Annotated in this window: 1 protein-coding gene; it reads right to left on the bottom strand. The window is 74.2% G+C overall.

Annotation, left to right across the window (positions count from 1 at the left end; all coding sequences use genetic code 11):
* Positions 1-8,891 (bottom strand): amino acid adenylation domain-containing protein (locus ACFYW3_RS32415; protein ID WP_389388117.1); only part of this gene is annotated, 8,891 nt, incomplete at its 3' end.
* Between the last annotated feature and the right edge of the window lie 11 nt (positions 8,892-8,902).

The raw sequence follows: 8,902 nt of genomic DNA, 5'->3' as shown, positions 1-8,902 counted from the left end.
AGTGAGGGTTGGTTGGTGTATCCGCGGGCGAGTTGGGTGCCGGCGAGGTGGAGTTCGCCGGGTACGCCGGGGGGTACGGGTCGCAGGTGGTGGTCCAGGACGTACACCTGCGTGTTCCACACCGGAGCACCGATGGACGCCGAAGCCGAAGCCGAAGTGGAACCCGAGACCGATGCCGACGGTGAGCCCTGACCCGCCACCACGGCGGGGCAGTCCGCCGCCGTGACGTCGACGGCCGCCTCGGTCGGCCCGTACAGGTTGGCCAGTACCGCACCGGTCGAACCGGCTGAGGTGTGGAAGCGGGTGGTGAGGTCGGTGGGGAGGGCTTCGCCGCTGCAGACGACGAGTCGCAGGGTGGGGCAGGTGGCGATCTCGGTGTCGGCGAGGAACGCGGCGAGCATCGAGGGGACGAAGTGCAGCACGGTGACGCGCTGTTCGCGGATGAGGGTGGCGAGGTAGTCGGGGTCCTTGTGGCCTTCGGGTCGGGCGATGACGAGAGGGGTGGCTTCGGCGAGGGGCCAGAAGAACTCCCACACCGATACGTCGAATCCGGCGGGTGTCTTCTGCAACACGCGGTCGTCGCTGTCGAGTCGATAGGCGTCCTGCATCCATTGGAGGCGGTTGACGATGGCCTGGTGTTCGACCATGACGCCCTTGGGGCGGCCGGTGGATCCCGAGGTGAAGATGACGTAGGCGGGGTGGCGCGGCAGCAGCACCGCCGAGCGGTCCGCGTCGGTCACGGAGTCACCGCGCAGTGAAGCCAGTTCCGCCGTCACCTCGGGCGCCCCGATGACGACCACCTCCGCGTCGGCGGGCACCGGGACCGCGTCCAGCGAGGGCAGGTCGGTCACCAGGCACACCGGGGCGGCGGTTTCCATCATGTGGGTGAGGCGGTCGGTGGGGAGGGTGGTGTCGAGGGGGAGGTAGGCGCCGCCGGCGCGGATGACGGCGTGCAGGGCGATGACCAGGTCGAAGGAGCGGGGGAGGGCGACGCCGACGACCTTCTCGGGGCCGACGCCGTGGGTGATGAGGAGTCGGGCGAGGCGGTTGACGCGGTCCTCGAAGTCGGTCCGGGTGAGCTCGACACCCTCGAAGACGAGGGCCGTGCCTTCCGGGTCGCGTCGTGCTCCGGCGGCGACCAGGTCGTCCAGGGTGAGGGTGGGAACGGGCCGGGCGGTGTCGTTCCAGCGGGTGAGTATCCGCTCCCGCTCGGCCGGGTCCATCACCTCGATCGCCGAGACGGGCGCTGTCGGGTCCGCGACCACGGCCGTCAGGAGCCGCACGAGTCGATCGGCCAGGGTCCGGACCGTCCCCTCGTCGAAGAGATCGACGGCGTAGCGCACCCCGCAGGTCATGCCCGCGCCCAGCGCGTCACGGTCGGGTGTCCGTCGGAAGAGGATCTCCAGGTCGAACTTGGCGGCTCCGGCGGCCACCGGAACCTCCTCTGCGGCCAGCCCGGCGAGCGGACGCGCCACCTCGGCGCCGCCCTCGTAGGCCACCATGGTCTGAAACAGGGGGTGCCGGGCCAGCGACCGCTGCGGGTTGACGGCCTCCACGACCGAGTCGAACGGCAGGTCGGCGTGGTCGAGCGCGGCCGTGCCGACCGCGGCGGTGCGCCGCAGCACCTCCGCGAAGTCGGGCTCTCCCGACAGGTCGGCGCGCATCACCACGGTGTTGACGAAGAAGCCGACCAGCGGATCGAGGGCCTCCTCGCCGCGCCCGGCGACCGGACTGCCCAACGGGATGTCCTCTCCCGCGCCGAGCCGGTGCAGCAGCGCCGCCACCGCTGCCGTGACCACGGTGAACACGGTCGTGCCCGCCGACCTGGCCAGCGCGTCCAGGCCCGACACCAGTCCGGTGGGCAGGACCGTTTCGAGGGTGGCGCCCCGGTGCGAGGGCACGGCCGGTCGCGGCCGGTCCACCGGAAGGGACAGCTCCTGCGGCAGCCCCGCCAGCGCGGTGCGCCAGAACTCCGCCTGGCGGTGCGCCGGCGAGCCCTCGGCCGCCGGGTCGCCGAGCAGCTCCCGCTGCCACAGCGCGTAGTCCGCGTACTGCACCGGCAGCGGAGCGAACTCCGGCGCCCGGCCGTCGAGACGGGCCGTGTACGCGCGGTCCAGGTCGGCCAGCAGGGGACCGGCCGACCACTCGTCCCCGGCGATGTGGTGCACCAGCAGGACCAGCGTCCAGTCCTCGGGACCCACCTCCAACAGGGTGATCCGCAGCGGCGGTTCGGCCTCAAGGTCGAAGGCGTGGCCCGCCGCGTCCTCGGTCCGCGCGGCCAGTTCACCGGCCGGCACCCGGGCCGTCGAGAACGGCACCACGGCCTCGTCGGGGGCGAGGATCCGCTGGTACGGGCCCTCGGCGTCCTCGGCGAACACGGTGCGCAGGGCCTCGTGGCGGCCCACCACGTCGGCGACCGCCGTCCGCAGCGCCGCCGGGTCGAGCGCCCCGCGCAGGCGCAGCACGAGCGGGATGTTGTAGGTGGCGTTCGGGCCGTCCATCCGGTGCAGGAACCACAACCGGGCCTGGGCGTACGACAGTGGCAGCCGGTCCGGGCGCCCGCCCGCGACCAGGGCGGGGCGCGCGGCCCCTCCCCGGCCGTCCAGCCGCGCGGCGAGCGCGGCGACGGTGCGGGTCTCGAACACGTCCCGGATCGAGCACTCGGTGCCCGTCGCCCGGATCCAGGCGACCACCCGGGTGGCCAGCAGGGAGTGCCCGCCGAGTCGGAAGAAGTCGGCGTCCGCGCCGACGGAGGACAGCCCCAGCGCCTCCGCGAACACCTCGGCGACCCGTACCTCGGCGGCGCCCCGCGGGGCCCGGCCGGTCGGTTCGTCCGTCGACACGGGCGCCGGCAGGGCGGCCCGGTCGAGCTTTCCGCTGATCGTGGTCGGCAGTTCCGCCAGGGCCATCACGACGGCCGGGACCATGTGGTCCGGCAGCACGCGCGCCAGTTCCCCGCGCAGCGCCGCCGGATCGGCCGGGCCCGTGACGTAGCCGACCAGTCGGGGGATGCCGGGGATGTCCTCGCGGACCACGACGGCCGCCGCGTTCACGCCGTCGAGCGCGGCGAGCGCGCTCTCCACCTCGCCGAGCTCGACCCGGAACCCGCGGATCTTCACCTGGTCGTCGGCCCGGCCCAGGAACTCGATCAGGCCGTCGGCCCGCCACCGGGCCAGGTCGCCGGTCCGGTACATCCGGCTGCCGGGCGCGCCGAACGGGTCGCAGACGAAGCGCTCCGACGTCAGTGCCGGGCGCCCCAGGTACCCGCGGGCGTTCTGCTCGCCCGCCAGGTACAGCTCACCGGGCACGCCGACGGGCACCGGCCGTAGCCGGGCGTCCAGCACGTGGGCCCGGGCGTTGTCCAACGGCCGCCCCACGACCGGGGTGGCGCAGTCGCCGACCCGGGCGACCAGCGCGTCCACCGTGAACTCGGTGGGCCCGTAGTAGTTGACGACCTCCACATCGGCGACCTCGCGCAGCTCCGACCAGAGCCCCGCCGGCACGGCCTCGCCGCCCAGCAGGAACAGCGGCGGCCGCCACGATCCGGTCAGCAGTCCGGCGTCCACGAGCCGCCGACCGTACGACGGCGTCACATCGAGTGCGTCGATGTGCTCCCGGCGCACGTACGCCACGATCGCGTCCGCGTCGCGCCGACCGTACTCGTCGAGGACGTGCAGCTCGTGGCCGGCGACCAGCCACAGCAGCTGCTCCCACGAGGAGTCGAAGGAGAAGGACGCGGTGTGCAGGGCGCGCACCCGGCGTCCGAGACGGGCCGCGACCGGCAGGTACAGGTCCCGCTCGTGGTCGCGGAACAACCGGGTCAGGCCGGCGTGCCGGAGCACGACGCCCTTCGGGCGACCCGTGGAACCCGAGGTGTAGATGACGTACGCCGCGTGCTCGGGGTCCACGTCCGCGTCGGGGCCCGCCACCGCCGAGGCGAAACGTTCCACCGTCGAGGGCTCGTCCAGGACCACGGCCGGCACGCCCGCGACACGGTCCGCGACCGCGAGGGTGGTCACCACGCACACCGGGGCGGCGTCCTCCACCATGAACGCCAACCGCTCGGCGGGCAGGTCGAGGTCGAGCGGCAGGTACGCGCCGCCGGCCTTCAGCACGGCCAGGACCGCCACCACGGCGTCGGCCGAGCGCGGCACGGCGAGGGCCACCACCGCGTCGGGCCCGACGCCCTCCTCGACCAGCACCGAGGCCAGCCGGTCCGCACGGTCGCGGAGCTCGGCGAACGTCAGCCGCTCCGCACCCGCGACCAGCGCGAGCGCGTCCGGATCCAGGGCGGCCCGCTCCGCGAACACCCGTGTCACACCCTGCGGCGGCACCGGGCGGTCGGTCGCGTTCCAGCGGTCCATGCGGGCCCGCTCGGTGTCCGCGCGCAGCTCCCACGCCGACACGGGGCGGGCCGGATCGGCGACCGCCTCGGCCAGCACCCGCAACAGCCGGTCCGTGAACGTCTCCACCGTCGCGCGGTCGAACAGCCCGGTGGAGTAGAAGACCTCCAACTCCAGGTCCCCGCTGTGGGCCGCGTCGGAGAAGGTGATGTCGAGGTCGAACTTGGTGGCCCCGGGGTCCACCCGGTCCACCCGCGCCGGCAACCCGAACAGGACCCGCACGTCCTGGGTCACGGTGCTGTGGGACACCATCGTCTGGAACAACGGGTGCCGCGCCAGCGAGCGTTCGGGGTTGACGGCCTCCACGACCTGGTCGAAGGGCAGGTCGGAGTGATCCAACGCCGTGAGGTCCGCGGTCCGTACCCGCTCCAGCACCTCCCCGAAGGCCGGGTCGCCCGACAGGTCGGTGCGCAGCACCAGCGTGTTGACGAAGAAGCCGACCAGTTCGTCCAGGGCGCTGTCGGCCCGACCGGCGACGGGGCTGCCCAACACGATGTCCTCGCCGGCGCCGAGCCGGTGCAGGAGCGCCGCCACCGCCGCGTGCACGACCATGAAGACGCTGGTACCGCTCTCCCGGGCCAAGGTCCTGATGCCCGAGGCGAGTTCGGACGGCAGGGGGCGGTACACCAGCGCCCCCGCGTGATCGGCGACGGCCGGTCGCGGTCGATCGGCCGGCAGTCCCGCCTCCTCGGGCAGGGCGGCGAGGACCCGCCGCCAGTACGCGGCCTGCCCGGCAGCCACCGAACCCGGCTCGTCCACCGCGCCCAGCAGCCGGCGCTGCCACAGCGCGAAGTCGCCGTACTGGAGCTCCAGTGGGGTGAACCGGGGAGCCTCACCGGCGCACCGGGCGGCGTAGGCGTGCTCCAGGTCGCGCAGGAACGGCCCCATGGACCACTCGTCGCTCGCGATGTGGTGCAGCAACACCACCAGCGCGTCCGCGCCGGACCGGGCGTCGCGCACCAGCGTCACCCGCAAGGGCGCCTGCGCCGACAGGTCGAAGAGGTGGGTGAGCGCGAGGTCCACGGCGGCGTCGAAGTCGCCCTCCGGCACCTCGCGCAGGTGCAGCCGCACGTCCGCCTCGGCCGGACTCAGCACCCGCTGGTACGGGACGCCCTCGCGTTCGCCGTACACCGTCCGCAGCGCCTCGTGCCGGGTGACGACGTCACCCAGCGCGGCGCGCAGGGCCTCGGCGTCCAACGCGCTGTCGAAGCGCACCGCGAACGGGATGTTGTACGTGGCGCTGGGGCCCTCCACCTGGTGCAGGAACCACAGACGCCGCTGCGCGTACGACAACGGCAGCGGATCAGGACGGGCCCCGGCGGTCGGCGTGGGACGGGCCGCGGCGGTGCGGTCGGCGAGCCGGGCCGCCAACGCCGCGACCGTACGGGCCTCGAAGACGTCGCGGATCCCGCACTCGCGGTCCAGCGCGGTCCGCACCCGGGCGATCACCCGGGCGGCCAACAACGAATGCCCGCCCAGGGAGAAGAAGTCGTCGTCCGGACCCACGGCCGGCAGGGCCAGCACCTCCGCGAAGATCCCCGCGAGGATCTCCTCACGGGCGCCGCGCGGCGCACGACCGGAACCGGTCAGGCCGGACAGGTCGGGGGCCGGCAGCGAACGCCGGTCCACCTTCCCGTTCGAGGTCAGCGGGAACGCGTCCAGCACCACCACCGCCGACGGGACCATGTACTCGGGCAGCCGCCCGGCCGCCGCCCGGCGCACCGCGCCCGCCTCGGGGGCCGGGCCGTCGCCGGCCGGGGTGACGTACCCGACCAGTGCCGGGAAGCCGGGCAGGTCCTCGCGGACCAGGACCACGGCGCGACCCACGCCCTCGGCCGCCGTCAGCGCCGCCTCGATCTCGCCGAGTTCGATCCGGAAACCGCGCAGCTTGATCTGGTCGTCGGCCCGGCCGACGAACTCGATCCGCCCGTCCGCGGTCCGCCGGGCCAGGTCGCCCGTGCGGTACATGCGTTCGCCCGGCCCGCCGAACGGGTCCGCGGTGAACCGCTCGGACGTCAACGCGGGCCGCCCGAGGTAGCCCCGGGCGAGCTGCGAGCCGCTCAGGTACAGCTCGCCCTGACGGCCCGGGGCGACCGGGCGCAGGGCGCCGTCCAGGACGTACGCCCGCGTGTTCCAGAACGGCACGCCGATGTCCGGGACACCGGTGTGGTCGGGCGCCAGGTCCGCGGAGGTGGCCCACACGGTGGCCTCCGTCGGTCCGTAGACGTTGGTGACGGACAGCGCGGTACGGGCCAGCCGCTCGGCCAGCACGGCGGGCAGGGCCTCGCCGCCGACGAGGACCCGGGTGCCGTCCAGGGTGGTCGGCCGACCGTCCTCCAGCAGCGCGTGCCACAGGGAGGGGGTGGCCTGCATGACGGCCGGGCGGTGCTCGTCGACGAGGGCGGCCAGCGCCGCCGGGTCGCGCACGGTGTCCCGGTCGGCGAGGACCACCGTCGCCCCACAGATCAGCGGGGTGTGGATCTCCAACGCGGCGATGTCGAAGGAGAGGGTGGTGACGGCCACCAGCCGGTCGTTCGGGGTCAGTTCGAGAACCTCGGCCTGCATGTGCAGGAAGTTGGCCAGGGCGCCGTGCGAGATCACCACGCCCTTGGGTCGGCCGGTGGAGCCCGAGGTGTGGATGACGTACGCCGGGTGCTCCGCGGCCGGGCGGGGCGGTTCGGCGGCCTGCTCCCCGGGTCTGACGTCGGCGAGCGCGGCGAGCGTGTCCGGGGCGTCCAGGACCACGGTCTCCACCCCCTCGACCAGCGGGGCGAGGGCGGCACTGTCCAGGGTGGTCAGCACGCACACGGGGCGGGCGTCCTCGACCATGAACGTGAGCCGGTCGGCGGGGTAGTCCAGGTCCAGCGGCAGGTAGGCGCCGCCGGCCCGCCAGACGGCGAGCAGGGCGACGACCAGGTCGGCGGTGCGGGGCAGGGCGAGCCCCACGAAGCTCTCGGGTCCGACGCCCCGGTCGACCAGCACCCGGGCGAGCCGGTGCGCACGCTCGTCGAGCGTGGCGTAGTCGAGGGTGACCGGACCGCAGATCACGGCGGGCAGCAGCGGGTGCCGGCGGGCCTGCTCGGCGAAGGCCTCGACCGCGGTACCGGGAGGCAACGCCCGCACGGTGTCGTTGCCGGCGCGCAGGACGCTCTCCAGGGCATCCGGGGAGAGCAGGTCGGGACGACCGACGGGAACGAGCGGGCCGGCCGCCGCGGCCGCGCGCAGGAAGCGGGCGAACTCCCGGCAGCGCTCGGCCAGCGAGGTCGCGTCGTACGCCTGGGGATTGCCGTCGAACTCGAAGCGGATCCGTCCCTCGGCGGCGTCGTGGTAGACGCCGAGGGTCAGGTCGTCGACGGGACCGGCGGCGACGTTGTGCACCGTGCCGGGGGCGCCCGCGAAGTCCAGGGAGTTGTCGAACGCCTTCACGTTGACCATGGGACCCAGCAGCCCCCGGGCGCGGCCGGACAGGCCCAACTCGCGGCGGATGTCCTCCGCGCGGTAGCGCTGGTGGCGGCGCAGGTCGCGGATCCCGGCGGCGACCTCGGCGACCAGGTCGCCCAGCGCGACGCCGGGCCGCACGGCGATCCGCAGCGGCAGCACGTTGACGACCATGGCCGGGACCCTGAGCGCGGCCGAGCCCAGGCGCGCCATGGCGGGCATCGACAGCAGCACGTCGTGGGCGCCGGTCGCCCGGTGCAGGAACGCCGCGAACGCGGCGGTCACCACGTCGGCCCAACTGGCGCGGGCGGAGCGGGCGATGTCCAGGAGGCCGGCGGTCTCCTCGGCGGACAGGGTGGCGCCGTCGCGCAGGAAGGCGTGCGCGGCGGGCAGTGCGGTTCCGCTGAGCGGCTCGGGTTCGGGGCAGTCGGCCAGCCGTTCCAGCCAGTACGCGCGGTCGGCCTCGAAGCGGGGCGACTCGCGGTACTCCCGCTCCTCGTCGGTGACGACCTTCAGGGCGCCGAACGGGTTCGCGGGCGGCTCCTCGGCGCGGACGAGCGCGGTGTACACCTCGGCGGTGCGCCGCGAGATCAGCGAGAAGCCGAAGGCGTCGAGCGCGATGTGGTGGGCGCGCTGGTACCAGAGCGTGCGGCCCGCACCGATCCGGTGGAGCGTGAACGCGTACAGCGGGTCCGTCACGGGATCCACCGGCGTGGCCATGTCCCGGCGCATCAGGGCCAGCGCCGTGCCGAGCGGGTCGTCCTGGCCCGTGTGGTCGAGCATCGCGACGATCGGCCCGGCTGCCGGTCCGGGCCAGGTCAGCTGGTACGGATCGCCGGCCTCGTCCTCGCCGAACCGGGCCGTGAGCGCCTCGCTCTCGGCGACGGTGCGCCGCAGGGCGGTCACGAACAGGCCCGGGTCCAGGTCGCCTTCGATCTCGACGTACTGGCCCACGTTGTAGACCGGGGACTCGGGGTCGAGCCGCTGTCCGTACCAGACCCCGGTCTGGGCCCCGGTGAGGGGGAGGCGCTGGGAAGGGCGGTCACTCATGGGGATCGTGC

It is taken from the genome of Streptomyces sp. NPDC002602 (assembly GCF_042889445.1).
Taxonomy (GTDB): Bacteria; Actinomycetota; Actinomycetes; order Streptomycetales; family Streptomycetaceae; genus Streptomyces.
Note: the sequence above shows the minus strand (reverse complement) of the source record. Positions and strands in the feature narration are given on the sequence as shown.